Here is a 22,335-nt window from a genome sequence, read left to right on the forward strand (position 1 = left end):
CCACATACTCACCGGCGATCAGTGAACCGTCGCCGCGCTGCGCGGTGCTTTCGCGGGCGCTTGCTCACCGGCCAGGCGCGCCGCTTCTTCCTCGATGCGGTAGGCCGGCATGTCGCCGTAGTCCGCGGCAAGCCATTTGAAGAATCCGTAGATCTTCACCAGCAGGATCACCATGAACGGTATCGCGGTCAGGACCACTGCGGTCTTCATGGTCGACAGCGAGGCCTTGGCGAACAGCATGGCCAGCGGTACCAGGGTCAGCACTACACACCAGAACAGGCGCAGGGTCGGGCTTGGATCATCGCCTTCACGAAGGTTGCGGGTGCTGGTCGCGGCCACGGCATAGGCGGCGGCGTCCATGTGCGAGGCACAGAACACGGCCATGATGAACAGGTATGCCGCCAGGAACAGAGTGCCCCACGACAACGCCAGCAGCAGGTCGGTTACCGCTGCTTCGCCGCCCAGTTCACTGAGCATCTTCGGCACGTCGATCTGACCGTTGATGAACTGGTGCATGCTGTAGCTTTCCAGCGCGCCGAAGAAGAACCAGCAACCGAAGCTGCCGCCCATCAGTAGGGCGAACACCACTTCCTTGATCTGCCGGCCGCGCGATACACGGGCGACGAACATGGCAACGCCTGGGGCATAGGATACCCACCACAGCCAATAGAACACTGTCCAGTTGCGGGTGAAGGCGCCGTCGCCGGCCGGGTCGGTGAACAGGCTCATGTGCACGTAGTGCTGGAACATCAGGCCGACGGCGTTGGCCGTGGTGTTGATGGTGAACTGGGTCGGGCCGACCAGCAGCACCACGCCGGCGAACACCAGGGCGCCGATGCAGACCATCTTCGACAGGCGCTGCAGGCCGCCATCGATACCGATGTAGGAGCTGAGCGAGAACAGCAGCGCCACCGCGCCGATCACCAGCAGTTGCACGGTGAAAGTGTTGGGGGTGCCGGCCAGGTCCGACAGGCCGCGGGTCAGGGTCGAGGCGGTCAATGCCAGCGACACGGTCAGCGCGCCCATCATGGTCAGCAGGAAGATCAGGTCCACTGCGCGGCCAACGGGGCCGGTGGCCTTGAAGCCGGTCACCGCTTCGATGATCGAGGCCAGGTTCAGGCCGGTCTTCTTGCGTACGTGGAAGTGGTAGGCCAGGGCCAGCGATGCCAAGGCGTAGATCGACCAGGCGCTGATGCCCCAGTGGAAGAACGAGTAGCTGACGCTGTATTCCAGGGCCTGGGCGGACATCGGTGCGATGTTCAGGCCGGGTGTCTGGTTTAGTAGTAGGCCCATTCCATCACGCCCCAGTACAGGGTCGAGGACCCCATGCCAGCGCAGATGAACATGAACACCCAGGTGGTGGTGGCATATTCGGGTTTGCCACTGCCCAGGCGGATGTTGCCGTACTTGCTGAAGGCGATGTACAGCACCGCGAGGGTGCTGGCGAACACCAGCACCTGGACGCTGGTGCCGAAGGTACGGGTGGACAGTTCGAACAGCTGGTTGGCCATGCCTTCTGCCTGAACAGGGAAGGCTGCGAGGCCGATCACGGTGAGCAGTACAGCAAGCAGGCTCATGGCAATCAGGAACACGTCGATCTTTTTGTTATCGGGGGACATCAATTGTCTCCTGGAGCTTTTCTTGTAGTAGGAGTCAGGCGTTGGGGAAGTCCGTATCGGTGAGGCTTTTTTATTCTGTTAACCATTGATTAACACAAATCCATTGGTTAACGGAAAGTGTGCATGGATTTGTCGAGGGCCGCAAGAGGATCGTCGGACAATCCTGATGGCGGGTTTTGTGGCGATGTGGTCAAAGCGAGGCTGGTGCAGTTCCGGTGATCGCGCGAAGCCGGCTCTATCCCTATGAGAGCGGCGACCCGCCGCTCTCACGGATATCCATACTGCTGGTCAGGCGTCGAGCAGTTCGGCGATGGCCTTGCCGACCTCTTGGGTCGAACGGCTGCCGCCCATGTCGCGGGTGGTGTCGCCGTTGGCGATCACGGTCTCGATGGCCTTGAGGATGTCGTCGTGAGCGGCCTGATAGCGCGCGTCGTCGCCGTCCTTGCCGAGGAACTCGAGCATCAGCGCGCCGGACCAGATCATCGCGATCGGGTTGGCGATGTTCTTGCCGTAGATGTCTGGCGCCGACCCATGCACCGGCTCGAACAGCGATGGGAACACGCGTTCGGGATTGAGGTTGGCCGAGGGCGCGATGCCGATGGTGCCAGCGCACGCCGGGCCCAGGTCGGAGAGGATGTCGCCGAACAGGTTGGAGGCCACCACCACGTCGAAACGTTCTGGCTGCAGCACGAAGCGTGCGCAGAGAATGTCGATGTGCTGCTTGTCCCAGCTGATCTCGGGGTAGTGCGCGGCCATTGCGGCGGTGCGCTCGTCCCAGTAGGGCATGCTCACGGCCATGCCGTTGGACTTGGTCGCCGAGGTCACGTGCTTGCGCTCGCGGGTCTGGGCGACTTCGAACGCGTACTTGAGGATGCGGTCGACGCCGCGGCGGGTGAACACCGATTCCTGCAGCACGAATTCGTTGTCGGTGCCTTCGAACATGCGTCCGCCGAGCGAGGAGTATTCACCCTCGGTGTTCTCGCGGATCACCACGAAGTCGATATCACCCGGCTGCTTGTTGGCCAGTGGGCAGGGCACGCCAGGGAACAGGCGCACCGGGCGGATGTTGACGTACTGATCGAAGTCGCGGCGGAACTTGAGCAGCGAGCCCCACAGCGAGATGTGGTCGGGCACCTTGTCTGGCCAGCCGACGGCACCGAAGAACAGCGCATCGAAGCCCTTGAGCTGTTCGAACCAGTCATCGGGCATCATCTTGCCGTGGGCCAGGTAGTAGTCGCAGCTGGCCCATTCGAAGAACTCGAATTGCAGGTCCAGGCCGTGCTTGCGTGCCGCGGCCTCAACCACGCGGATGCCTTCGGGGAGGACTTCGTTGCCGATGCCGTCACCCGGGATGGCGGCGATTTTGAAGGTCTTGGTCATGACGTGCATCTCGTGTGTGGGAACAGATGCGGCTCATGCTATAAGGAGGCGATTCAGAGATAATCCATCCATTCATTTATTCTTAGTGTACGTATCGTGAATAATCTGCCGAACCTCGACGACCTCGATATCTTCCTGCACGTGGCCCGTCGTGCCAGCTTTGCTGCAGTGGCGGACGAGCGCGGCATGTCGCCGGCGTTCGTCAGCAAGCGTATCCGGCTGCTCGAAGAAAGCCTGGGCGTACGCCTGCTGCATCGCACCACGCGACGGGTGACGGTGAGCGAGGAGGGCGAACGGGTCTATCAGTGGGCACAACAGATCTTCAATGCGCTCCAGGGCATGGACGACGATCTCAACGCCGGCCAGCGCGAGCCTGCCGGGCAACTGCGCATCGCCAGCAGCCTGGGGCTGGGGCGACGTTTCGTGGCACCAGCACTGTCGGAGCTGGCGGCGCGCTATCCGCGCCTGGACATCCGTCTGGACGTGCACGATCGGCTGGTGGACCTGATCGCCGAAGGTGTCGACCTGGACATTCGCGTGGGCAACGTCATCGCACCGCACCTGATTGCCAAGCCTCTGGCGCGCAATCGCCGGGTGCTCTGCGCGGCGCCGGCCTACCTGGCCCGGCACGGTACACCGCGCACCTTGGCGGAACTGGCCAGCCACGACTGCCTGGTGATCAAGGAACGCGATCATCCATTCGGTCTGTGGCACCTGAAGGGGCCCAGTGGCGAAGAAAGCGTGCGGGTGACCGGGCCGCTGTCGAGCAACCATGGCGAGGTGGCGCACCAGTGGTGCCTGGATGGGCGCGGAATCCTGCTGCGCTCGTGGTGGGATGTGCACGACAACCTGGTCGATGGCCGGTTGGTACAGGTACTGGAGGATTACCAGCAGGCGGCGGACATCTGGGCGGTGTACACCGCGCCCCTGGCCGGATCGGCCAAGGTGCGGGTGGCGGTGGAGTTCTTCCGGCAGTACTTTGCCGAACGGTATCGGTTGCCGGGGTGACTTCGGTCTCTGCCCTCGACGGCCATCGGCCCTGCAGGAGTGGCCTCATGTCGCGAAAGGGCTGCGCAGCAGCCCCCGATACTCTGTGTACCTGCACAGATCCTGGACCCGCAACGCGGCACCTTTCAGGACACAAGCAGCGATTAGGCGCTCCGACTTGCCGCGAGACGACCGCTGCAAAACCGCTCAACCCTTGCGCAAACAGCTGACTGTTGCGCAACCCTGGGCCGCAACTGTGCTGGTCGCTGTCGACGGAATACCCTTATGCTGTAACGAAATATGTCTAGTAAAGCCTGAGAGAAGGAACACCGAAATGCCAGTCAAGGACCTGCTGATCGCTCTGGTGGTGATCATTGCCTGGGGCGTCAACTTCGTGGTCATCAAGGTCGGGCTCGACGGCCTTCCGCCCATGCTGCTCGGTGCCTTGCGTTTCATGCTGGTGGCGTTTCCGGCAATCCTCTTCATCAAGCGTCCGAACCTGCCCTGGCGTTGGCTGATTGCCTATGGCGCGACCATCTCGCTGGGGCAGTTCGCCTTCCTGTTCCAGGCCATGTACAGCGGCATGCCCCCAGGTCTGGCTTCGCTGGTGCTGCAGTCGCAGGCGTTCTTCACCCTGGGTTTCGCCGCGCTGTTTCTGGGCGAGCGCTTGCGCCCGGCCAGTGTGCTCGGGTTGCTGGTGGCGGCTGGCGGCCTCGCGGTGATCGGCAGCGAAGACAGCAGCCATGTGCCATTTGTGGCGCTGCTGTTGACCCTGTGCGCCGGCGCCATGTGGGGCATGGGCAATATCATTACCCGTCGCTTCGGCTCGGTGGATCTGGTGGCCCTGGTGATCTGGGGCGGGTTGGTTCCGCCGCTGCCGTTCCTGGCGCTGTCGTGGTGGTTGGAGGGGCCGGAGCGCATCGGCCATGCGTTGGCCAACATCGGCATGAGTTCGGTGCTGGCGCTGCTCTACCTGGCGCTGGTCGCCACCATGCTCGGCTACAGCCTGTGGAGCACATTGCTCTCGCGTCACCCGGCCGGCAAGGTCGCGCCATTTTCGCTGCTGGTGCCGGTGATCGGCCTGAGCTCCTCGGCCTGGCTGCTCGACGAGCGCCTCAGCGCCGCGCAGGGTTGGGGGGCGCTGCTGGTGATGCTGGGGCTGCTGATCAATGTCTTCGGGCCTCGCCTGAGCCAGCGCCTGCGAGCTGCCAGCGCGCACTAGCGCTGTTCAGCGCAAGGCTCTGTTAGGATCTGGGGTTTTCCAGAACCACGGAGCCGCGCCCATGATCATTTCCACCACCAGCCAGCTCGAAGGTCGCCCGATCGCCGAGTACCTCGGCGTGGTCAGCGCCGAATCGGTGCAGGGCGTCAATTTCGTGCGCGATTTCTTCGCACGCTGGCGCGACTTCTTCGGCGGTCGCTCGCAAACCCTGGAAAGCGCATTGCGCCAGGCGCGCGAGCAGGCCACCGAGGAGTTGCTGGAGCGGGCACGTCGCTTGCAGGCCGATGCAGTGGTTGGCGTGGACTTCGAAATCAGCATGCCGTCCGTACAGGGCGGAATGGTCGTGGTGTTCGCCACCGGCACGGCTGTGCGCCTTAGATAGCGGCCAGGTGCCATTGGTCGGGCAAAGGACTTTCGTCCGAGTGGTCTGCAAATGACCGACTAGTCTCATTTCTACGGGCCGTGTTTCTCTGGGCAAGCAGGTTGCTTGCCGACGCGGACGCCTTTGGAGGGAGACAGGGCATGAGCGAGTCCTATATCGAAGACCTGAACGACGCATTCCCGATCAATAACCAGGTGCGTTGCGGCCAGACGGCCTTTCACCTGGGTTTTGCCAACATGACCCTCGACGAATCCGAGCAGCTTCAGCCGGCCCACTTGCAGCGCAGCAAGAAAGGGCGCTTCACGCCGCGGGTGCCAGCCAAGAAATCATCCTGACGCCTCATTGATCCCATTGCGTGAGACCGCGCCGGGCATGAAAAAGCCCGGCCTTGCGGGCCGGGCTCAAGTAGCGGTGTACAACTCAGTTGAGTGGGTCGATCACCTTGACGGCCTGCTGCTCACGGGCAGCGGGCCATTCTTGTTGCAGGGTCATGAGCACGCGTTCGACGAACTGAGTGTCGGCGGCGGCCTTCTTGCCGACGTAGCCCTGGCCACGGCGGTAGACCTTGAAACGGGCGCACATGCTGTCGGGCATATGCAGGTCGGATTCGTCTTCGACGGTGTTGGCCGGCAGGCGGTCGAGGCGGACCTCGCCGGTCTGGCTGACCCACAGCAGGTGGTCGTCGAGGCTGTCCTTGCGCGCGGCGAACAGCTGGGCCAATTGGTCGATCGTAGGATTGTTGTTCAAGTTCATCATAAAGCCCCCATTACCCATTCGTTGGTGATTTTCACAGTTGGCGCCACAGCGGTGTAGCGCTCTACCAAGGCTGCTACAGCAGCATCGCAACAGGGGCTTTCTCACGCTGCCTTTTGGACAGTTTCCCTCTCCACGAACGGCCTGCGTTACCGCGCAGGCCGTCTGGAATACCCTTGCCACCGCTCCCGATCAGGGAGACGGCCTCATCATGCACAAGGCTGGGGAAGGGCGTCAATGGTTTTGTAGTGAAAATTTTTTCTCACTACATCTTGTCGGACAATCCTGCTTAGGCAGGGGAATAGCGTGTACTTGAGGTCATTGCTTTCAAGGCGTTCGCAGGTGATTGTGTGAGGGGTGGTAGGTGCTTGCCTGAAGGTTTTTAGCGCCTATGAGATCGAGCGTCGCCCGCGCGGCGCTTCGCGGGCAAGTCGGAGCGCCGAACCGCCGCCCCTACATTTGTTTCGGACCAGTTATGCCTGTGCCACAGGCGCGCGACCGCCTGGTGTGTACGACTCGATATCGCGCCGTGCGCAAAAGGGGGCGCGCGAAAATGCCACAGGACTCATTGGCCCGAAACAAACTGTGGGAGCGGGCTTGCCCGCGAAGCGCCCCGCGGGCGGCGCTCGATCTCATAGGCGCTGAAAATCTTCCGGCGAACCCTACAGCCTCTACCCAACCACCTTGAAAGGCATGCCACTCAAGGCGTCACGGCAGACAGGATCGCGTGGGCTGCACGAACCCGTTCATCGTTGGGGTAATTGCGATTGGCAAGCAACGCAATGGCCATGCCCTTGCTCGGCACGAACACCACGTAGGCGCCGAACCCGGTGGTGGCACCGGTCTTGTTGTACCAGTACGCCGGACCGGCCGGTTGCGCGGGTTGCAGGCGCTTGGTGGCCTGTGCCTCACGGATCATCTGCACACCATTGCCCTTGACCAGAGTGTCGAGTGCGACCGGATAGGGGTAGCGTTCCCAGCCCAGGCCCTGGGTCATGTCGCCCACCTGGAAGTAGCCGCCGTGGGTGATGGCGATCGCCTTGGCCATATCGGCCGACAATCCCTGCGGGTCGAGCTGCGCGCGCAGGTAGGCGAGCATGTCGGTGGCGCTGGTCTTGATGCCGTAGGCTTCGTCGGCGAAGGGCCCCGGGCTGACGCGAATCGGGCGCTCATTGGCATCGTAGCCCTGGGCATAGTGGCTGCGCTCTGCTGCCGGGACCTGCAGGTAGGTGTGCTTCAGGCCCAGGCCTGGGAGCAGGTCCTGGCGCATCAGTTCGGCGAACGGGCGTTTCTGCGCCTGCGCTGCGAGGTTACCGAACAGTCCCAGGCTCGGATTGGAATAGCAACGGCGGGTGCCGCGCTCGGTTTTCTGCTGCCACTGCTGGAGGAACACCAGCGCCTGCTTGTCGTTGCTCACCTCGTCGGGAAACTGCAACGGCAGGCAGTCAGCACTGTAGGCGCCCAGTTCCAGGATGCTCGCCGAGCCCAGCGCGGACTTTTCCAGTGCCGGTTGGTAGCGGCTGGCCGGGGCATCGAGGTCGAGCTTGCCTTGGGCGCTGGCCAGGGCGACGAGTGTGGCGGTGTAGGTCTTGCTCACCGAACCCACTTCGAACAGCGTGTCGCGGGTCACGGGGCGATTGTCGGCCTTGTCGGCCACGCCGTAGCTGAAGTAGTGCGCTTGGCCATTGGCGTAGACCGCCACGGCCATGCCGGGAATGCGTTGTGCCTGCATCAGTGGCTGGACGATGGCGTCGACCTGGCGTTGCAGGTCGTCGGCCAGCGCCGGGGTTGCGGTCATCGCCAGGGCCAGGGTGAGCAGGGCGGGGCGGAGGTTGTACATCGATAGGTTTCCTTGCCTGGAAGAGGGCCAATGTCCGTTCAGCGACACTGGCGGGGGTTCCGGCGTTAGCGCCGAGAGAGCGCAGACCTTATCGTCAGCCCTTGCACCATGACAAGACGGACACTTCATGAAGTACCTGCGCATGCTTTTCGATAAATTCACCCTGACCCTGCTCTCGGTGGTCCTGCTGGCGACCTTGCTGCCCTGTTCGGGTGACGGCGCGGTGGCCTTCGGCTGGTTGACCAACCTGGCGATTGCCCTGTTGTTCTTCCTGCACGGCGCCAAGCTGTCGCGCGAGGCGATCATCGCCGGCGCCGGCCACTGGCGCCTGCACATCCTGGTGTTCTCCTGCACCTTCGTACTCTTTCCGTTGCTGGGCCTGGCGTTCAAGCCACTGTTCGTGCCGCTGGTGGGCAACGAGCTGTACCTGGGCCTGCTCTACCTGTGCGCCTTGCCTGCGACCGTGCAGTCGGCCATCGCCTTCACCTCGCTGGCACGCGGCAACGTCCCGGCAGCGATCTGCAGTGCGGCGGCCTCCAGCCTGCTGGGCATCTTCCTCACGCCACTGCTGGTGATGCTGTTGCTGGGTGCTGACGGCGATACCGGTTCGGGGCTCGATGCGGTACTCAAGATCACCCTGCAACTGCTGGTGCCCTTCGTGGCGGGACAGATCGCCCGTCGCTGGATCGGCGCCTGGGTCAAGAAGAATGCACGCTGGCTGAAGATCGTCGACCAGGGTTCGATCCTGCTGGTGGTCTATACCGCGTTCAGTGAAGCGGTCGTGACGGGCTTGTGGAATACCGTCTCGCCGCAGCACCTGCTGGGTCTGTTCGTCGCCTGCGGCGTGTTGCTGGCGGTGGTGCTGCTCGGTACCCGCTTGCTGGGGCGCGTGCTGGGCTTCAGCGTCGAAGACCGCATCACCATCCTGTTTGCCGGCTCGAAGAAGAGCCTGGCCACCGGGGTGCCGATGGCTCAGGTATTGTTCGTGGGGAGCGGGATCGGCGCGATGATCCTGCCGCTGATGCTGTTCCACCAGATCCAGCTGATGGTGTGTGCGGTGCTGGCGCAGCGCTACGCAGCGCGGGAAGTGGTGGGCGAGGAAGCTTCGGCGGCGTCCTGACGCAGAGGGTGGTGTGAGCGGGACGCGAAGCGCGTACCGTTCACACCAACGCTCGCTCTATCCCGCCCGCCACCAGGCTCTCCATCAGCCCGACGCCTTGCAGCTCGGGCACGCCACGCGCTTGCAGCACGCCCGGCAGCTGGTTCAGCAAGCTGCCCAGCACGTGCCCGGCCGCTGCCAGCACCTCGCCGCCATGGCGCGCCTTGGGCGCGACCAATTGCAATAATCCGGTTTCGTAGTCGTGGCGCAGCTCGCCCAGGCGTGCCTGCTGAGCCTCGCTCAGGCAGCAGAAATCCCGCTCTGCCAGACGAAACTGCAAGGGCCGCTCACTGTGCAACTGCCAGTGCGCGGCAATCAGGCCAGGCAATGCCGGCTTGCCTCTGGCCAGCGCACGGCGACCTTGGTCGAGCGTGGCCAGCAGTTCTTCGTACAGCTCCTCGATCAGGTCGAACAACAGGTCCTGCTTGCTCGGGAAATGGTGGTACAGCGAGCCCGCCGTCAGCCCGACATGCGCGGCCAGTTCGCGCATGCTGACCTGGCCGAAGCCTTTTTCGGCGAACAGCGCCATGGCCCTGTCGCGGCGTTCCTCGAAATTGGCGCAGCGCAGGGCAGCGGTGACCGGCATGACTCGCGCTCCTCAGTAGGTGAAGAAACCACGGCCGCTCTTGCGCCCGAGGTAGCCGGCGGCAACCATCTCCTTGAGCAGCGGTGCAGGGCGGTACTTGCTGTCGTTGAAGCCCTCGTGGAAGGCCTCCATGATCGCCAGCAGGGTGTCCAGGCCGATCAGGTCGGCCAGTGCCAGCGGGCCGATCGGTTGGTTGCAGCCCAGACGCATGCCCGTGTCGATATCCTCGGCGCTGGCCAGGCCCTCCTGACGCACGAAGATCGCTTCATTGATCATCGGCACCAGGATGCGGTTGACCACGAAGCCGGGGCGGTTGCCCGCAGTGATCGGTGTCTTGCCCAACTTCTCGGTGACCAGCAGCGCCTGGGCGTAGGTCGTGTCGCTGGTCTGAAGGCCACGGATGACCTCGACCAGGGCCATCATCGGCACTGGGTTGAAGAAGTGCACACCGATGAACCGCTCAGGATGATCGATGCTGGCGGCCAGCTGAGTGACCGACAGCGATGAAGTATTGGTGGCGATCAGGCACTGTGCATCGACACTGGCGGCCACCTGCTGGAGGATGCGCTGCTTGAGCGCCAGGTTTTCGGTCGCGGCCTCGATCACCAGTTGCGCGCTCGACAGCTGCGCGTAGTCGGTACTGGTGCGGATGCGCGTCCTGGCGGCTTCGGCCTTGTCGGCCTCGAGGGTACCCTTGCTGACCTGGCGTTCCAGGTTCTTGCTCAGTGTGGCGACACCGCGCTCAAGCGCTGCGTCACTGACATCGATGAGCAACACCTGGAAGCCGGCTATCGCGCACACCTGGGCGATGCCGTTGCCCATGGTACCGGCGCCGATCACGGCGATCTGCTGGATGGTCATGTCAATGCTCCCGTCACACGCGCTCGAAGACCACGGCGATGCCTTGGCCGCCACCGATGCACATGGTCGCCAGCGCATAGCGCCCCTGAATGCGCTGCAACTCGTGAATGGCCTTGGTGGCGATGATCGCGCCAGTGGCGCCGACCGGGTGGCCGAGCGAGATGCCCGAACCATTGGGGTTGACCTTTTCCGGATCGAAGCCCAACGTCTGGGCCACAGCGCAGGCCTGGGCGGCGAAGGCTTCGTTGGATTCGATCACGTCCAGGTCCTTGACCGACAGGCCGGCCTTTTCAAGTACCTTGCGCGTGGCCGGGATCGGGCCCAGGCCCATCAGCTCAGGTTCGACACCGGCATGGGCGTAGGCCACCAGCCTTGCCAGCGGCTTGAGGCCAAGGCGGCGCACCGCATCGCCGGTCGCCAGGACCAGGCCGGCGGCGCCGTCGTTGATGCCGCTGGCATTGCCGGCGGTGACGCTGCCGTCTTTCTTGAAGGCGGTGCGCATGCCCGCCAACTGCTCGGCACTGACATCGCCGCGCACGTGCTCATCGACGGCGAACTGCACACTGCCTTTGCGGGTTTTCAGCTCGATCGGCACGATCTGGCTGTCGAAGCGACCTTCGGCGATGGCGCGGGCGGCGCGACGCTGGCTGGTCAACGCCAGTTCGTCCTGCATTTCACGGGTGATGCCATGCTTGGCGGCGACGTTCTCGGCGGTGATACCCATGTGGAAGCCTTCGAACGGATCCTGGAGGATGCCGACCATGTAGTCGATGCCCTGCAGGTCACCCATGCGTGCCCCCCAACGGGCTTGCGGCAGCAGGTAAGGGCCGCGGCTCATGGACTCGGCACCAGCAGCCAGGGCGATGTCGGTCTCGCCCAGCAGCAGGCCCTGGGCGGCGGATACGATCGCCTGCAGGCCCGACCCGCACAGGCGGTTGACGTTGAATGCCGGGGTTTCCTTGGGAATGCCGGCGTTCATCGCCGCCACTCGGCCCAGGTAGGCGTCGCGTGGTTCGGTCGGGATCACATTGCCCATCACCACATGGCCGATCTGCTCGGCGGCCACGCCCGAGCGCTCGATGACAGCGCGGGTCACGGCGGTGGCGAGGTCGGCCAGCGGCAGGTCTTTGAGTGAGCCACCAAAACCACCGATGGCCGAACGCACTGCACTGACGACATAGATTTCTGCGCTGCTCATATATAGCTCCGATTGCGAAGGCGTGGCGGGACGGTGCCGGGCTCTGCGAGAATGGCGACCGTTGCGGATGGGGTCCGAGTCTAGGCAAAGGCCGGGAACGGGCCTATGCCGAAACTGCTCAGTCAACCTGGCATTTTTTGCCACTCAGCATAGACAGCGGATATCCGTCATGCGCGAAAGCGATTCGGTCGCGGTGTACTTTCTCAATGCCATGCTCCACGCCCTGCGCGATCGCCCCGATGAGCGCAATGCGCAACTGCGTGCGGTCGGCATCGACCCGGCGCTGCTGGCCCGCCCCCAGGCGCGGGTACCGGCCAAGGCGTTCGCCCGGCTGTGGCTGGCGCTGATCGAAGACCTGGACGACGAGTTCTTCCGTCTCGACAGCCATGGCATGCCGATGGGCAGCTTCGCCCTGATCTGCCGTGGCTTGATCCAGGAGCCGACCCTGGAAAAGGCGCTGCGTCAGTGCCTGGGTAACTTCGCGTTGTTCCTGCGCGATTTGCGCGGCAGTTTCGCGGTGCGCGGCGGGCGTGCGGTGATCAGCGTGCAGTCGAATATCGAAGATCCGCTGACACGGGTCTATGCCGAGGAAACCTTTCTGGTGCTGGTGGTCGGCCTGCTGTGCTGGCTGGCCGGACGGCGCATCAGCATCGACCGCACCGAGCTTGCCGTGGCGCGCCCGGCGCAGGACGACGACACGCTGCTGTGGGGGCCGGACCTGCGCCTGGGCAGTGGGCGTACCGAAGTGGAGTTCGACAGCGCCTGGCTGCGCCTGCCGGTGGTGCAGGACCTGGCGGCGCTCAAGACCTTCCTGCGCAGCGCGCCGCAGGGCTTGGTGATCCGTTTTCGCAACCAGGGCGACCTGGTGGCGGAGGTTTATCGCCATCTGCGCAGCCGTGGCTATGGACAGTGGCCGACCCTGACCGCCATGGCCGAGCGCCAGGGCCTGAGCGCCAGTACCTTTCGCCGGCAACTGGAGCGCGAGGGGCGCTCGTACCAGCAGATCAAGGATGAAGTGCGCCGGGCCATGGCGTTCGAGCGTTTGCGCGAGGGGCAACTGAGCATTGCCGAGATCGCCGAGCAGACCGGGTTCCAGGAGCCCAGCGCCTTTCACCGGGCGTTCAAGAAGTGGACGGGGCAGAGTCCGGGGAGTTATCGGACCCGGCTGGGTGTGAACCCGTAGACCGCCGGGGCCGCATAGCGGCCCTAAAGGCTCACCTCAAGCCGGCACCATGGCAAAGCCGACACCAAAGCGGTTCCAGGCATTGATGGTGGCAATCGCCAGGGTCAGGTTGGCGACCTCGCTCGGTTCGAAATGCTCCAGCAGCGCTTCGTACTCGACCTGCGGTGCACCGCGCTCAGGCAAGCGGGTGAGGCTTTCCAGCCAGGCCAGTGCGGCGCGTTCACGCGGGGTGAAGAAACGGGTTTCCTGCCACACGCTCAGGGTCTGCAAGCGTGCCTCGGTTTCGCCCGCCTTGCGCGCATCGTTGGCGTGCAGGTTCACGCAATAGGCGCAGCCATTGATCTGCGAGGCGCGCAGGCGCACCAGTTCGAGCAGTGAATGCTCCAGGCCGCACTTGGCCAGGACCTGCTCCAGGCCGACCATGGCCTTGTAGGCTTCAGGGGCGTGCCTGGCCCATTCGATTCGATCGTGCATGGTGATTCTCCAGTCAGTTCAAGTCAGGGGTGATTCGTGGTGCCAGCGTAGCGCCGTTGCCTGCAGGGCCCGATAGCCAATCCCGCTATTTGCCGGGAGACCAATGCCGGCATTCGTGCGGCCACTGACTTTCATCCAATCTCGTCATTTCTGCCGCGCGCCAGCAGCCGGGATAATGGCCGCCTGTTGTTCGAGGAGTACCGATTCATGTCCAACGAAACCTTCATGCGTGAAGCACTGGCACTGGCCCGAGCCAATATCGAGGCGGGTGGTCGCCCGTTCGGTGCGGTGCTGGTGCACCAGGGCCAGATCGTCGCCCGTGCGGTCAACGAGATCCACAGCACTCAGGACCCGACTGCCCATGCCGAATTGCAGGCGATCCGCAAAGCCGCCCAGGCCTTGGGCCGGTCGCGTCTGGACGGTGCCGAAATCTATGCCAGCGGCCACCCGTGCCCGATGTGCCTGGCCGCCATGCACCTGTGCGGCATCGAGCGGGCATGGTTCGCCTATGACAACGACGAGGGCGAGCCTTACGGACTGTCTACGGCGGCGGTCTACGCGCAGATGGCACGTGCACCGCAGCAGCAGAGCCTGCCACTGCACGTGCTCAAGCCTGAGGGCGAGGCCGGCCTCTACCAGCAGTGGCGGCAGGCGAACCCGGTATGAGAGGCGCCTTGAACCTGCTGCTGGTGATCCTGCTGGCCCTGAACCTGCGGCCGATCCTGACCAGCATCGGCCCCTTGCTCGAACCCATGCGCAGCAGCACCGGGCTTGGCTACCAGCAAGCGGCGTTGCTCACGGCGCTACCGGTGCTGTGCATGGGGTTGGTGCCTTTGCTGCAGCCTTGGCTGCGGCGTTGGATCAGTGAGCATGGCGGGATGCTCGCCGGACTTTCGGCCATCGCCCTGGCGTGCCTGTGGCGGCTGCAACTGGACAGCGCCTGGGCGCTGATCGCCAGCGCCGTGGTCGCCGGCCTTGGCGTGGCGGTGGTGCAGGGCATGATGCCCGGGTTGGTCAATCGCTGGTTCCCGAGCCGCCTGGCTGCAACGATGGGGCTGTACTCGGCAGCGTTGATGAGCGGCGGCGGCCTGGCTGCGGTGCTCGGGCCGACTGTCAGCGAGGTGGCGGGGCGCTGGCAGGCGGGGCTTGGCATCTGGGCAGTGCCCGCGCTACTTGCGCTGTGCGGCTGGGCCTGGCTACGCCCGCGCCACGACACGCCGCACCTGGCCGCGGCCAGCGGCGGTCACTGGTTCGGTAATCGCCGTGCCTGGTTGTTGGCGCTGTATTTCGGCCTCATCAACGGCGGCTATACCAGCATGGTCGCCTGGCTGCCGGCCTATCACCTGGAGCACGGCGGTACAGCTCAGGGCGGTGGCGAGCTGGTGGGGCTGATGACCATCTTCCAGGTCAGTGGTGCGCTGGGGCTGCCATTGCTGCTGAGGCGCCTGCATGACCGGCGGCCTGGTCTGTGGTTGGCGCTGGCGATCCAGTTGGGTGGGTTTCTCGGTTTGCTGCTGGCGCCTACCCAGGCCATGGGGCTTTGGGTGGCGATGATCGGCCTGGGGCTGGGTGCGTGCTTCAGCCTGAGCCTTACCCTGACCCTCGAGCATCTGAAAACACCGGGCGAAGCGGGGAGCCTGGCTGCCTTCGTGCAGGGTGTCGGCTTCATCGTCACCGGTACCGTGCCTTATGTGACGGGCTGGCTGCGTGCGTTCACCGGCGATTTCCAGGCTGCCTGGACGCTGCTGACGCTGACCGTGGTGGCGATGCTGCTGGTGACCGCACGCTTTGCCCCCCGAGGCTACACCGCTGCCGTGGCGCGGCGGGGGCGCTCGATGCAGGCGACGACGCTCAACTGAGCTGCTGCAGGGCATCGCGCACGCGGTCCAGCGCCGGGTCGATGTCCAGCCGCTCGATGGCACCGAAGCCCATCAGCAGCCCCGGACGCACTGGCACGTCGTTGAAGAACGGCGCCAGTGAATAGACGCCGACTTCGACCCGGCGAGTCAGCCTGACCAGCAGCTCCACATCGACTCCAGGTGCGGCCAGGGCGCTGAGGTGAAAGCCGGCGCTGGCCGGTACGGCGCTCAGCCAGGGCGCCAGGTCGCTTTCCAGGCGTGCGAGGATGCGCTCGCGCCGTGCGGCATAGATGTCGTGGCAACGACGAATATGGCGGTTCAGATGGCCTTCGCCGATGAAGCGCGCCAGCGCCCATTGCTGCAGGCTCGGGCTGTGCCAGTCGCTCAGGTGCTTGGCCACGCAGGCGGCGCTCAGGACGCTGGGAGGCAGTACGGCATAGCCCAGGCGCAGCTCCGACAGCAAGGTCTTGGAAAAGGTACCGACATAGGCCACCAACCCGTGTCGATCCAGGCGTTGCAACGCATCGCTGGCCGGGCCCTGATAGCGAAATTCGCAGTCGTAGTCGTCCTCGATGATCAGCGCTCCGAGTTCAGCGGCGCGGGCGAGCAGGGCGTGTCGGCGCCGTTCGCTCATCGGCATGCCGAGCGGGAACTGGTGCGACGGCGTCACGTAGATCAGCTGGGTGCCGTCTGCGATCTGCTCGACGCACAGCCCTTCATCGTCCACCGGCACCGACTGCAAATCAGCGCCCATCGCCAGAAACAGCTGGCGTGCCGGTGGATAGCCGGGATCCTCCATGGCCACGCGTGTACCGGGTTCGACCAGCACCCGGGCGATCAGGTCGAGCGCCTGCTGGGCGCCGTTGCACACCAGCACATCGGCGGCGCTGCAGTGCACGCCGCGAGCGAAGGCAATGTGATGGGCGATGGCTTCGCGCAGCTCGGGCAGACCCTGGGCCGGGAACTGGCGCTCGCTGTGGCGCTGGCTGCAGCGCAGGGCGTACTGCATGCAGGCGCGCCATTGATCGAAGGGAAACTGGCTCTTGGCCGATACGCCGCCGACGAAGTCGTAACGCGAGGGCGCCTCGAGCGCGGAGCGGCCGAGCACGGTGGCGCGTTGCTGCCAGCGTTCGAGGCTGCTGGCGGCGGCCAGGGCAATCGGCTCGACGTCGCTGGCCTGCAGGGCCCGCCGTGGGCTGACGAAGGTGCCACGCCCGACCACGCCGCTGAGCAGGTTGTCGTAGGTCAGCCGCGAGTACGCTTCGGCCACGGTCTTGCGCGATATCCCCAACTGCTCGGCCAGCAGGCGCGTGGGCGGCAACTGGGTGCCGGCGGCCAGGTGGCCGCTGTCGATGGCGCTGCGCAGCTGCTGGTAGAGCTGCTCGGCCAGGCCCTTGCGGCCCTCCAGGCGAATGTGTAGTTCCATGGGGCTATCCGGATGGGGGACGGCCTAGCTTGCGATTTTGGGGGGTGGCTCGCAAGTTTTGTTGCTTGGCGGGAGTTCTTTAGGGCCTGTGAGATCGAGCTCCGCCCGCGCGGCGCTCGATCTCACAGGCCCTAAAAAGCTGTCGGCGAACCCCTGTCAGCCCTCACGCGATCACATTCGAACACCTTGAGATGATTTCCAGAATCTCAACCTGGAAAAGGCCTACAGTCTGCTCAATGCTCGAAAATCGGCGGAGCCTGCTTCGCGGGCAAGCCCGCTCCCACAAAATGGACTGCCCCCACAGAACCTGCTATCACAAAACCTACCCACGCACACCCAGATCAACCCTGACGATAACGTGGCGCCAACTGTTGATTCGACAGGTGCCCGTTCAACGCCTGGCGGCTGGCCTCGAACGCCTCGAAGCGTTCGATTTCGTGCAGCGACGGAATCGAGATCAGGCGCTTGGCGTCGAAATCGGCCAGTGCCGCTTCCACCAGGTCCTGCGCAGTCATGACGATCGCTGGATCCAGATTCTCCACCGGCAGGCCGCCGATGCTCCAGAAGTCGGTGGCGGTGGCGCCTGGCAGTACGGCCTGGACCTGCACGCCCTTGTCGGCCAGCTCCTTGTGCAGGCTCTGAGTGAAGGCGGTGACGTATGCCTTGCTGCCGCCATACACGCCATTGAGCAGTTCCGGCAGCAGGCTGACCACTGAGGAGATGTTGATCAGCGCACCCTCGCCGCGCTCGACGAAGCCAGGCACCGCGGCATAGGTCAGGCGGGTGAGGGCGGTGATGTTCAGCGCGATCATGCGGGTCATCTGTTCGACGTCGCTTTCCAGCAGTGCGGTGTGGGTACCAATACCCGCGTTGTTGACCAGCAGGCCGATGCTGGCATCTTCGCGCAGACGGGTTTCGATGCGCGCCAGGTCCTGGCTGTCGGCCAGGTCTGCCGGCAGGACTTCGACGCTGCGTCCGGTCTGGCTGCTCAGGCGCGAGGCCAGTTGATTGAGGCGTTCGCGGTTGCGGGCGACCAGGATCAGGTCGTGGCCGCGGCGGGCCAGGTGTTCGGCGTAGAGTGCGCCAATGCCGGTAGAGGCGCCAGTGATAAGGGCTGTACGAGTCATGGTTGCTGCTCCGTGGGTTGGGTTGCAGCGATGATGCGCGCCTTTGATTGTGGCGCAAATGACGCATATAGTACGTTTTCAGGACATCAAGCGAGGTGGGCCATGCATCGGGTCGGCTATCTGTTGTGTGAAGGGTTCCAGGTCATGGCGCTGGCGTCGCAGTCGGTATTCGAGTTCGCCAATGTGCTGACGGGCAAGCGTCTTTACGCCTTGGGCAACTACAGCGTGGCCGGCGGTGGGCTGGTGTCGTCGCTGGGCATGCAGTTGCAGACCCAGGCGGTCGATACGCCGGGGCATGCCGACACCTGGCTGGTGGCGGGCACGTTGTCGCCGATCGCCTCACCTGCCGATATGGCCAGCGTGGACCTGGTACGTCGGCTGGGCGAGCAAGCGCGGCGTACCGCCGGGATCTGTACGGGGGCCTTCACCTTGGCGGCAGCCGGCCTGCTCGACGGGCGTCGGGCGACCACGCATTGGGCCTACGCCCGGGAGCTGCGGCAGATACACCCGGCGATCCAGGTAGAGGACGACCGCATCTTCATTGCCGATGGCAACATCTGGACGTCCGCCGGCATGACCGCCTGTATCGACATGGCCCTGGGCATGCTCGAGCAGGATCACGGCCATGAGCTCGCACGAGCCGTTGCGCATCGGCTGGTGATGCACCAGCGCCGCTCGGGAGGCCAGTCGCAACATTCTCAGCTGCTCGACCTGGCACCGCGCACCGACCGCATGCAGAGTGTGCTCGACTACGCTCGCCAGCACCTGCAGCGGCCGCTGAGCGTCGAGGAACTGGCTGAGGTTGCGCACCTGAGCCCGCGCCAGTTCAGCCGCGTGTTCAGTGCCGAAACCGGGCAATCGCCGGCGCGGGCCATCGAGGGCCTGCGCCTGGAGGCGGCGCGGCTGATGATCGAACAAAGTCGGCACAGCCTGGAGGTGGTGGCGCGCGAGACAGGATTTCGCGACCGTCGGCATTTGCGCGAGGCCTTTGTACGCGGGTTCGGCATTCCGCCCCAGGCGATACGTCGTGATGCACGGCGCGTGGGGCGTGAAGGAGTCGTGGCATGAAGAAACGGGTACGCATGGACGACCTGCAGGTGTTTGTCACCACTGTCGAGGCCGGTGGGCTTTCAGCAGCAGCGCGACAGCTGGACATCTCGCCAGCCCTGGCCAGCGCCGCGTTGCAGCGCCTGGAGCACAGCCTGGGGATTCGTCTGTTGGTGCGTTCGACACGCCGGCTGCGCCTGTCGGACGATGGCGAGCGCTATCTGCCCCACGCGCGTCAGGCCCTGGACGCGCTGGTCGATGGCGAAATGGCGCTGGAGCAGGCACGCGCCGAACTGGCGGGGCCATTGCGTCTGTCGATGCCGTCGGACCTGGGGCGCAACCTGCTGTTGCCCTGGCTGACGGAGTTTCAGGCCGAATATCCACGACTCGACATGCGCCTGCGAGTCAGCGACCAGGTGGCCGATCTGTTTGGCGAGCAACTGGATGCCAGCATCCGCTATGGGCTGCTGGGGGATTCCAGCCTGGTGGCCTTGCCGCTGGCCGCCGATAACCGCCGCACGTTGTGCGCGGCACCGTCCTACATCGCTCGGCATGGCGCGCCGCAGACTCCGCAGGCGCTGGCCGGGCACAACTGCCTGCGTTATGTGATGGGGGAGCAGACCCACGATCGCTGGAGTTTTGAGGATGCAGGGGCAACGAGCACGGTGCTGGTCAGTGGCGATCGCTGCAGCGACGATGCCGATATCGTGCGACGCTGGGCGGTGGCGGGGCTTGGTGTGGTCTACAAGTCGCGCCTGGATGTGCTCGAGGACATCCGCGCCGGAAGGTTGGTGGAGTTGCTGGCGGACCATGCAGGGCAGGCGGCGCCACTGCAGCTGGTGTGCGCGCACCGACAGTCGCTGAGCCCGGCAGTGCGGCGCTTGCATGGGTTTCTGGCGCAACGGCTGCAGGCCTATCTCGCGTGAGCGGATACGCCTGCAGCCGTTGCGCTTCAGGTCACAGCACCTTGAAGCCGTGGGTGCCATCGCGCTCGAGTTGCGCGATCAGACCAAACTCCCAGTCGAGGTAGCCTTGCATGGCTTCGCGCGGGTTGTCGGTCCCTTCGTATGGCCGGCGATAGCGGTCGGTACGCTCCGCTGCCAGGCGCGTTTCACCTGATTCCAGGGGTTTGCCGGCGGCGATCCAGCTTGCCGTGCCGCCTGCCAGCAGATAGACCGGTGTGCGCGTCAGGACTTGCAGGTCGGTGGCGGCAAAGCTTGCCAGCAGGCTGCTGCCGCAGGTCAGCACGTAGCGCTCGGCCTTGGGCAGGCGCTCCAGGGTCTCGGGCAACTGCGCGCGGATCGCCCAATAAGCGCCCGGGATGTGGCGCTTGACGTAATTGGCGCTGGCGGTGAAGTCCAGCAAGACGGTGCCTTCCTCGGCCAGCCAGGTCTGCAATTGCTCGACGTCGATCTCGGTATTGCGCGCAAGTGCCGGGCGGGGTGCCTGCCACTCGCCGGTTTCGCTGAAGTCGGCCTTGCTCAGACCGTCGAGCACCGCCACTTCCCAGCCCATCTGCGCGAGCCACGAAGCGCTCATGTTGGCACGCACGCCGTCGTCATCGACCAGCACGATGCGAGCGCCGCGTACGCTGGCGTTGTGATCGGTTTCCTGCACCAGCTGGCCACCGGGCGTGGAGCGGCTGTTGGGCAGGTGACCGGCAACGTATTCCTCGGGTGTGCGCACGTCGAACAGATAGGTGGTGCGCGCAGTCTCTGCCTGCCAGGTGGCCAGACCTTGACGGTCCAGGCGTTGCACTCCGGCCCGGTCGGCAACGGCGCGGGCGCGCTCGGCAGCGCTGCTGCGGGCGCTGTCGCCGACCTCGGCGAAGCGCTGCGCCTGGCCGTGGGCCAGTTGTTGACCGGCCAGTGTCCAGCCGATGGTACCGTTGCGCAGCGCCGCCACCGGGTTGGGGATGCCGGCGTTGACCAGCGATTGTGTGCCGATGATGCTGCGGGTGCGCCCTGCGCAGTTGACGATCACCCGGGTCGCCGGATCGGGTGCCAGTTCGGCGACGCGCAGCACCAGTTCGGCGCCAGGCACGCTGATGCCTCCGGGAATGCTCATGGTCTGGTATTCGTCGAAGCGCCGGGCGTCGAGCACCACCACGTCGGCCTGGCTGTCGAGCAGGGCCTGGACCTCTTCGGCGGCCAGCGAGGGGGTGTGGCGCACACTCTCCACCAGCTCGCCGAACGCTTTGCTGGGTACGTTGACGTCGCGAAACAGCTCGCCGCCAGCATCGCGCCAGCCGCCAAGTCCACCCTCGAGCACTGCCACATCGCTATAGCCCAGCGCCTGCAGACGCTCGACAGCGATGGTCGACAGCCCCTCGCCATCGTCATAGACGGTGATGGCAGTGTCACGGCGTGGCACGCGGGCGAAGATTTCCAGTTCCAGCTTCGAGAGCGGGATGTTGGCCGCGAACAGCGGATGCGCCTGGGCGAAGGGGTCTTCCTCGCGCAGGTCGATCAGGGCGACTTCTTCCTGGGCCAGCAGGGCGGAGCGAATGTCATGGAAACTGCGTGTGCTGAGGCGGGTCATGGGGCAGGGTTCTCTTTGGACAGGTCCCAGATGTTGGGCAGGCTGGAGTTGGAATAACCGGAGATGAATGGCTTCTCGCTACCGTCGGGCAGGTAGACGGCGCGGCTGACCGCACCGATGTTGGCGCCGTAGACATGGATGCTGATCGAGACCCGGTCGTCGAAGGCGTTGCTGACCTGATGGATATCGCCGATGCGCGGTGACACCGCTTCCACGTGGCCAGGGTCGATCCGCAGCCGCTCGCCCTGCGCCACCAGGGCGCCATGGGCGTCGCGGGTGAAGCCTTGGGCGTACTCGGCACCGCGCAACATGCCGATCAACCCCCAGACACGGTGGTCATGGATCGGCGTGCTCTGGCCTGGGCCCCAGACGAAGCTGACCACCGAGAAGCGCTGGCGCGAATCGCAATGCAGCAGGTATTGCTGGTAGCGGGCGGGGTCCGGCTGGGCAAGGGCTTCGGGCAACCAGTCGTCATGGGCGACCAGGCTGTGCAGCAGGGTGTGGCCCTGATCGAGCAGGGTGGCTTCGTCGGGGTGGCGGTCCAGCAGGTCGGAGAGTTCGCCAATGAAGTGGCGCAGGCGCTCGAGGCGCGGTGTCTGGCTCATGGTTCAGGCTCGGGCTGACGGTCATGGGCAAACCCTAGCAACTGCCTGAATATTCTCAAAATTCAAATTATTCATAAGCTAATATG

Annotated in this window: 23 protein-coding genes; 10 read left to right on the plus strand and 13 right to left on the minus strand. The window is 64.7% G+C overall.

Features of this window, described 5'->3' with window-relative positions; genetic code table 11:
• Nucleotides 1-18: 18 nt before the first annotated feature.
• The 3 genes from VA602_RS20775 to VA602_RS20785 form a co-directional block, all read right to left on the minus strand.
• Nucleotides 19-1,293: a BCCT family transporter gene (locus tag VA602_RS20775; protein WP_323454197.1), complete on the minus strand. Its 1,275-nt coding sequence runs from the start codon at nucleotides 1,291-1,293 to the stop codon at nucleotides 19-21.
• The gene (locus tag VA602_RS20780) at nucleotides 1,278-1,619 is read right to left on the minus strand and encodes a BCCT family transporter (protein WP_323454198.1); all 342 of its coding nucleotides are present in this window, start codon (nucleotides 1,617-1,619) and stop codon (nucleotides 1,278-1,280) included. The genes VA602_RS20775 and VA602_RS20780 overlap by 16 nt, the downstream gene beginning before the upstream one ends.
• Before the next feature lie 288 nt (nucleotides 1,620-1,907).
• Complete coding sequence (locus VA602_RS20785) at nucleotides 1,908-2,999, minus strand: tartrate dehydrogenase (RefSeq protein WP_323454199.1); 1,092 nt, start codon at nucleotides 2,997-2,999, stop codon at nucleotides 1,908-1,910.
• 96 nt (nucleotides 3,000-3,095) lie between these two features.
• On the opposite strand from VA602_RS20785, the gene VA602_RS20790 reads away from it, so the two are divergent.
• From VA602_RS20790 to VA602_RS20805, 4 genes are all read left to right on the plus strand, one after another.
• Entirely contained in the window at nucleotides 3,096-4,007 is a 912-nt protein-coding gene (locus VA602_RS20790; RefSeq protein WP_323454200.1) for a LysR substrate-binding domain-containing protein, read from the plus strand.
• Nucleotides 4,008-4,320: 313 nt separating this feature from the next.
• The gene (locus VA602_RS20795) at nucleotides 4,321-5,208 is read left to right on the plus strand and encodes an EamA family transporter (RefSeq protein WP_323454201.1); all 888 of its coding nucleotides are present in this window, start codon (nucleotides 4,321-4,323) and stop codon (nucleotides 5,206-5,208) included.
• A 61-nt stretch (nucleotides 5,209-5,269) separates the two neighbouring features.
• Nucleotides 5,270-5,590 (plus strand): YbjQ family protein, encoded by a 321-nt coding sequence (locus VA602_RS20800; protein ID WP_063544738.1) that lies wholly within the window; start codon nucleotides 5,270-5,272, stop codon nucleotides 5,588-5,590.
• Between the two features lie 140 nt (nucleotides 5,591-5,730).
• Nucleotides 5,731-5,925: a hypothetical protein gene (locus VA602_RS20805; RefSeq protein WP_054893773.1), complete on the plus strand. Its 195-nt coding sequence runs from the start codon at nucleotides 5,731-5,733 to the stop codon at nucleotides 5,923-5,925.
• A gap of 85 nt (nucleotides 5,926-6,010) precedes the next feature.
• On the opposite strand, the gene VA602_RS20810 is transcribed toward VA602_RS20805, so the two are convergent.
• Together VA602_RS20810 and ampC are read right to left on the minus strand one after the other, a co-directional pair.
• Nucleotides 6,011-6,346, minus strand: coding sequence for a hypothetical protein (locus VA602_RS20810; RefSeq protein ID WP_054893774.1), 336 nt, complete (start codon nucleotides 6,344-6,346; stop codon nucleotides 6,011-6,013).
• Nucleotides 6,347-7,043: 697 nt separating this feature from the next.
• Nucleotides 7,044-8,183 (minus strand): class C beta-lactamase, encoded by a 1,140-nt coding sequence (ampC, locus tag VA602_RS20815; protein ID WP_407682524.1) that lies wholly within the window; start codon nucleotides 8,181-8,183, stop codon nucleotides 7,044-7,046.
• Nucleotides 8,184-8,310: 127 nt separating this feature from the next.
• On the opposite strand from ampC, the gene VA602_RS20820 reads away from it, so the two are divergent.
• On the plus strand, nucleotides 8,311-9,303 hold the full coding sequence (locus tag VA602_RS20820) for a bile acid:sodium symporter family protein (RefSeq protein WP_063544742.1): 993 nt from the start codon (nucleotides 8,311-8,313) through the stop codon (nucleotides 9,301-9,303).
• A 40-nt stretch (nucleotides 9,304-9,343) separates the two neighbouring features.
• Here VA602_RS20820 and VA602_RS20825 read toward each other — a convergent pair whose 3' ends face one another.
• The 3 genes from VA602_RS20825 to VA602_RS20835 are packed head-to-tail and all read right to left on the minus strand — an operon-like array spanning nucleotide 9,344 to nucleotide 11,987.
• A complete protein-coding gene (locus tag VA602_RS20825) occupies nucleotides 9,344-9,928 on the minus strand; it encodes a TetR/AcrR family transcriptional regulator (RefSeq protein WP_063544744.1) in 585 nt (194 codons plus the stop codon).
• 12 nt (nucleotides 9,929-9,940) lie between these two features.
• On the minus strand, nucleotides 9,941-10,789 hold the full coding sequence (locus VA602_RS20830) for a 3-hydroxybutyryl-CoA dehydrogenase (protein ID WP_323454202.1): 849 nt from the start codon (nucleotides 10,787-10,789) through the stop codon (nucleotides 9,941-9,943).
• A 13-nt stretch (nucleotides 10,790-10,802) separates the two neighbouring features.
• Nucleotides 10,803-11,987: an acetyl-CoA C-acyltransferase family protein gene (locus tag VA602_RS20835; protein WP_323454203.1), complete on the minus strand. Its 1,185-nt coding sequence runs from the start codon at nucleotides 11,985-11,987 to the stop codon at nucleotides 10,803-10,805.
• A 169-nt stretch (nucleotides 11,988-12,156) separates the two neighbouring features.
• On the opposite strand from VA602_RS20835, the gene VA602_RS20840 reads away from it, so the two are divergent.
• The gene (locus VA602_RS20840) at nucleotides 12,157-13,170 is read left to right on the plus strand and encodes an AraC family transcriptional regulator (protein ID WP_323454204.1); all 1,014 of its coding nucleotides are present in this window, start codon (nucleotides 12,157-12,159) and stop codon (nucleotides 13,168-13,170) included.
• Nucleotides 13,171-13,206: 36 nt separating this feature from the next.
• Here VA602_RS20840 and VA602_RS20845 read toward each other — a convergent pair whose 3' ends face one another.
• Nucleotides 13,207-13,644: a carboxymuconolactone decarboxylase family protein gene (locus VA602_RS20845; protein WP_054895379.1), complete on the minus strand. Its 438-nt coding sequence runs from the start codon at nucleotides 13,642-13,644 to the stop codon at nucleotides 13,207-13,209.
• Nucleotides 13,645-13,851: 207 nt separating this feature from the next.
• Here VA602_RS20845 and VA602_RS20850 point away from each other — a divergent pair, with 207 nt between their 5' ends.
• Together VA602_RS20850 and VA602_RS20855 are read left to right on the plus strand one after the other, a co-directional pair.
• Nucleotides 13,852-14,310 (plus strand): nucleoside deaminase, encoded by a 459-nt coding sequence (locus tag VA602_RS20850; RefSeq protein ID WP_063544752.1) that lies wholly within the window; start codon nucleotides 13,852-13,854, stop codon nucleotides 14,308-14,310.
• On the plus strand, nucleotides 14,307-15,503 hold the full coding sequence (locus VA602_RS20855; RefSeq protein WP_323454205.1) for a cyanate transporter: 1,197 nt from the start codon (nucleotides 14,307-14,309) through the stop codon (nucleotides 15,501-15,503). The genes VA602_RS20850 and VA602_RS20855 overlap by 4 nt, the downstream gene beginning before the upstream one ends.
• On the opposite strand, the gene pdxR is transcribed toward VA602_RS20855, so the two are convergent.
• Together pdxR and VA602_RS20865 are read right to left on the minus strand one after the other, a co-directional pair.
• Complete coding sequence (gene pdxR, locus VA602_RS20860; RefSeq protein ID WP_323454206.1) at nucleotides 15,496-16,929, minus strand: MocR-like pyridoxine biosynthesis transcription factor PdxR; 1,434 nt, start codon at nucleotides 16,927-16,929, stop codon at nucleotides 15,496-15,498. The genes VA602_RS20855 and pdxR overlap by 8 nt on opposite strands.
• Nucleotides 16,930-17,270: 341 nt before the next feature.
• Nucleotides 17,271-18,056, minus strand: coding sequence for an SDR family NAD(P)-dependent oxidoreductase (locus VA602_RS20865; RefSeq protein ID WP_112898144.1), 786 nt, complete (start codon nucleotides 18,054-18,056; stop codon nucleotides 17,271-17,273).
• A 102-nt stretch (nucleotides 18,057-18,158) separates the two neighbouring features.
• Between VA602_RS20865 and VA602_RS20870 the strand changes: the two genes are divergently transcribed.
• Both VA602_RS20870 and VA602_RS20875 read left to right on the plus strand, forming a co-directional pair.
• Nucleotides 18,159-19,124 (plus strand): GlxA family transcriptional regulator, encoded by a 966-nt coding sequence (locus VA602_RS20870; protein WP_323454207.1) that lies wholly within the window; start codon nucleotides 18,159-18,161, stop codon nucleotides 19,122-19,124.
• Entirely contained in the window at nucleotides 19,121-20,029 is a 909-nt protein-coding gene (locus tag VA602_RS20875) for a LysR family transcriptional regulator (protein WP_063544762.1), read from the plus strand. Before VA602_RS20870 ends, VA602_RS20875 begins: the two co-directional genes overlap by 4 nt.
• Before the next feature lie 31 nt (nucleotides 20,030-20,060).
• Here the strand turns inward: VA602_RS20875 and VA602_RS20880 are convergent, their stop codons facing one another.
• Both VA602_RS20880 and VA602_RS20885 read right to left on the minus strand, forming a co-directional pair.
• Nucleotides 20,061-21,644, minus strand: coding sequence for a rhodanese-related sulfurtransferase (locus tag VA602_RS20880; RefSeq protein WP_323454208.1), 1,584 nt, complete (start codon nucleotides 21,642-21,644; stop codon nucleotides 20,061-20,063).
• The gene (locus VA602_RS20885) at nucleotides 21,641-22,249 is read right to left on the minus strand and encodes a cysteine dioxygenase family protein (RefSeq protein WP_054895387.1); all 609 of its coding nucleotides are present in this window, start codon (nucleotides 22,247-22,249) and stop codon (nucleotides 21,641-21,643) included. Before VA602_RS20885 ends, VA602_RS20880 begins: the two co-directional genes overlap by 4 nt.
• Nucleotides 22,250-22,335 lie beyond the last annotated feature (86 nt).

The organism is Pseudomonas machongensis (genome assembly GCF_034961125.1).
Taxonomy (GTDB): domain Bacteria; phylum Pseudomonadota; class Gammaproteobacteria; order Pseudomonadales; family Pseudomonadaceae; genus Aquipseudomonas; species Aquipseudomonas machongensis.

What these genes read in the sequence shown, in the direction of transcription:
- VA602_RS20775 (WP_323454197.1), bottom strand. Translation starts at nt 1,293, where the DNA reads ATGGGCCTACTACTAAACCAGACACCCGGCCTGAACATCGCACCGATG.
- VA602_RS20780 (WP_323454198.1), bottom strand. Translation starts at nt 1,619, where the DNA reads ATGTCCCCCGATAACAAAAAGATCGACGTGTTCCTGATTGCCATGAGC.
- VA602_RS20785 (WP_323454199.1), bottom strand. Translation starts at nt 2,999, where the DNA reads ATGACCAAGACCTTCAAAATCGCCGCCATCCCGGGTGACGGCATCGGC.
- VA602_RS20795 (WP_323454201.1), top strand. Translation starts at nt 4,321, where the DNA reads ATGCCAGTCAAGGACCTGCTGATCGCTCTGGTGGTGATCATTGCCTGG.
- VA602_RS20800 (WP_063544738.1), top strand. Translation starts at nt 5,270, where the DNA reads ATGATCATTTCCACCACCAGCCAGCTCGAAGGTCGCCCGATCGCCGAG.
- VA602_RS20805 (WP_054893773.1), top strand. Translation starts at nt 5,731, where the DNA reads ATGAGCGAGTCCTATATCGAAGACCTGAACGACGCATTCCCGATCAAT.
- VA602_RS20810 (WP_054893774.1), bottom strand. Translation starts at nt 6,346, where the DNA reads ATGATGAACTTGAACAACAATCCTACGATCGACCAATTGGCCCAGCTG.
- ampC (WP_407682524.1), bottom strand. Translation starts at nt 8,183, where the DNA reads ATGTACAACCTCCGCCCCGCCCTGCTCACCCTGGCCCTGGCGATGACC.
- VA602_RS20820 (WP_063544742.1), top strand. Translation starts at nt 8,311, where the DNA reads ATGAAGTACCTGCGCATGCTTTTCGATAAATTCACCCTGACCCTGCTC.
- VA602_RS20825 (WP_063544744.1), bottom strand. Translation starts at nt 9,928, where the DNA reads ATGCCGGTCACCGCTGCCCTGCGCTGCGCCAATTTCGAGGAACGCCGC.
- VA602_RS20830 (WP_323454202.1), bottom strand. Translation starts at nt 10,789, where the DNA reads ATGACCATCCAGCAGATCGCCGTGATCGGCGCCGGTACCATGGGCAAC.
- VA602_RS20835 (WP_323454203.1), bottom strand. Translation starts at nt 11,987, where the DNA reads ATGAGCAGCGCAGAAATCTATGTCGTCAGTGCAGTGCGTTCGGCCATC.
- VA602_RS20840 (WP_323454204.1), top strand. Translation starts at nt 12,157, where the DNA reads ATGCGCGAAAGCGATTCGGTCGCGGTGTACTTTCTCAATGCCATGCTC.
- VA602_RS20845 (WP_054895379.1), bottom strand. Translation starts at nt 13,644, where the DNA reads ATGCACGATCGAATCGAATGGGCCAGGCACGCCCCTGAAGCCTACAAG.
- VA602_RS20850 (WP_063544752.1), top strand. Translation starts at nt 13,852, where the DNA reads ATGTCCAACGAAACCTTCATGCGTGAAGCACTGGCACTGGCCCGAGCC.
- VA602_RS20855 (WP_323454205.1), top strand. Translation starts at nt 14,307, where the DNA reads ATGAGAGGCGCCTTGAACCTGCTGCTGGTGATCCTGCTGGCCCTGAAC.
- pdxR (WP_323454206.1), bottom strand. Translation starts at nt 16,929, where the DNA reads ATGGAACTACACATTCGCCTGGAGGGCCGCAAGGGCCTGGCCGAGCAG.
- VA602_RS20865 (WP_112898144.1), bottom strand. Translation starts at nt 18,056, where the DNA reads ATGACTCGTACAGCCCTTATCACTGGCGCCTCTACCGGCATTGGCGCA.
- VA602_RS20870 (WP_323454207.1), top strand. Translation starts at nt 18,159, where the DNA reads ATGCATCGGGTCGGCTATCTGTTGTGTGAAGGGTTCCAGGTCATGGCG.
- VA602_RS20875 (WP_063544762.1), top strand. Translation starts at nt 19,121, where the DNA reads ATGAAGAAACGGGTACGCATGGACGACCTGCAGGTGTTTGTCACCACT.
- VA602_RS20880 (WP_323454208.1), bottom strand. Translation starts at nt 21,644, where the DNA reads ATGACCCGCCTCAGCACACGCAGTTTCCATGACATTCGCTCCGCCCTG.
- VA602_RS20885 (WP_054895387.1), bottom strand. Translation starts at nt 22,249, where the DNA reads ATGAGCCAGACACCGCGCCTCGAGCGCCTGCGCCACTTCATTGGCGAA.